The 2,080-nt window shown below is 73.9% G+C and carries 3 protein-coding genes; all 3 read right to left on the minus strand.

The genetic code is table 11. From position 1 onward, the window contains the following. The coding region (locus tag VI078_17280; protein ID HEY6001039.1) for a DUF374 domain-containing protein at positions 1 to 299 on the minus strand (299 nt) is incomplete at its 3' end. Between the two features lie 17 nt (positions 300 to 316). Continuing rightward, positions 317 to 1,612, minus strand: a complete 1,296-nt coding sequence (gene tyrS, locus VI078_17285; protein ID HEY6001040.1) for a tyrosine--tRNA ligase — start codon at positions 1,610 to 1,612, stop codon at positions 317 to 319. Positions 1,613 to 1,738: 126 nt separating this feature from the next. Next, a partial coding sequence (locus VI078_17290) for a multiheme c-type cytochrome (protein HEY6001041.1) occupies positions 1,739 to 2,080 on the minus strand: 342 nt, incomplete at its 5' end.

Consider the following 2,080-nt stretch of genomic DNA (forward strand, 5'->3'; position numbering starts at 1 on the left):
GCCGCCGCGCCGCCGCGCGTGCTCGAGCCGCGCACCGCCGCGATCCCGTAGTCGTGCGCCACGCGCGCGATCAGGTCGCCGTCCCGGCTGCGGCTGACCATGATCGCGAGCCGCTCGCGCGCGAGCCGGTAGCCGAGGTAGAGCAGCCGGTTGTGCCAGAGCGCGAAGACGACGGGCCGCCCCCCCGAACGCCCGGCGGCCAGGTGCGCGCCGCCCTCCTCGGTGAACCGCAGCGTCCTGCCGAGCGCGACGACCGCGACGAAGGCGGCGTCCGCGAGCAGTCGGTCCCGGGTCCTCACGGCGCGGCGCCGCGCTCTCAGGTGAGGCGCAGCAGCAGGTACTTCTTCTTGCCGGCGCGCAGGAGGATGCGTCCGTCTGCGGCGTCGGCGACGCCGATGCGCTCGTTGAAGGCCGCGACCTGCCGGCCGCCGACGTACGCGCCGCCGCCCTCGATGAGCCGCCGCGCCTCGCCACGCGACTTCGCGAGCCCGACGCGGTGGAACAGGTCGAAGGCCTCGATGCCGCCGGCGAGCTCCGCGGCGGGCAACTCGAAGTTCGGGACGTTCTTGAGCGCTTCAAGACCCGCAGCGTCTGACACGCCGATTCCATCACTGACACTGATCTTGATAGCGCCCCCGCCAAAGAGCGCCGCGGACGCCGCCTCCGCGCGCCGCGCCTCCTCCCCGCCGTGGGCCAGCCGCGTCGCCTCGAAGGCGAGGCGCCGCTTGGCGGGTCGCGGGTCCGACGCGGCGGCGGCGGCGAGCGCGCGCACCTCCGCCATGGGCAGCAGGGTGAAGAGCGCGAGGAAGCGCTCCAGGTCGCGGTCGTCGGTGTTGACCCAGAACTGGTAGTAGTCGTACGGGCTCGTGCGGGCGCCGTCGAGCCAGACCGCGCCGGCGGCGGTCTTGCCCATCTTCGCCCCGGCGGCGGTCGTGATGAGCGGGAAGGTCACCCCGAAGGCCTGCGGCCCGCCCAGCCGGCGGATGAGGTCGATGCCGGCGACGATGTTCCCCCACTGGTCGCTCCCGCCCATCTGCAGCCGGCAGCCCTCGTGGGAGCAGAGGTGGTGGAAGTCGTACGCCTGCAGGAGCATGTAGTTGAACTCGAGAAAGTTCAGCCCGTCCGCGGACTCGTAGCGCGTGCGGTACGCGTCGGCGGCGAGCATCCGGTTGACCGAGAACTGGCGGCCGACGTCGCGCAGGAACTCCAGGTAGTTCAGCGGCACGAGCCAGTCGGCGTTGTTCACGAGCGCCGCCCGCCCCTGCGAGAAGTCGACGAAGCGACCGAGCTGCGCGCGCAGGGCCGCGGCGTTGGCGGCCACCTCCTCGCGCGTCATCACCCGGCGCAGCTCCGTGCGCCCGGACGGGTCGCCCACGAGCCCGGTGCCGCCGCCGACGAGGGCCACGGGACGGTGGCCGGCGCGCTGCAGGTGCACGAGCGACATGATCGGCACCAGGCTGCCGACGTGCAGGCTGGAGGCGGTCGGGTCGAAGCCGATGTAGGCGCTGGCGGGCGTGGCGAGCAGCGCCCGCAGCTCCTCCTCGGGTCCGGCGACCTGCTCGATGAAGCCGCGCTCGCGCAGCGTGTCCAGCAGGTTGGGGGCGGCGGTCATGGCTGCACAGGGTATAGCGGGCGGGTCGCCAGCGTCAATGATCCGCGCCTGCGCGCAGATCCGGCAGGGCAGGCCTGTCGATTGCCTTGGACACGGCAGGACGTTGAAGACTCACTGCCGCGCCGTCTACTCTTCCGATCCGCGCGTACGCCCGGACGTGGGGCCGCCCGCGCACGACACCCGCTCCAGGTAGCCGGCCAGCTCGAAGCCGGGCGAGTGCGCCGGCGTGTGGCAGAGCCGACAGATCCGGTTGGCCTCGCACGGCGGGCAGTCCCCGCCGGTCTCGGTCGGCACCAGCTCCGGGTGGCCGCTGCCGGCGTGGTCGGCCGCCGGGCCGTGGCAGGCCTCGCAGCCGACGGCGGCGAGGTCGGGCCGCGCAGCCGCGGCCGCCTGCCCGAGGGGATCGTGGTCCCCCGTCACATGACAGCGCAGGCACGCGGGGTCCGCGGGCTCCGGCCCCTGCAGGAC

The sequence above is a fragment of the bacterium genome (assembly GCA_036524115.1).
Lineage (GTDB): Bacteria > JAUVQV01 > JAUVQV01 > JAUVQV01 > DATDCY01 > DATDCY01.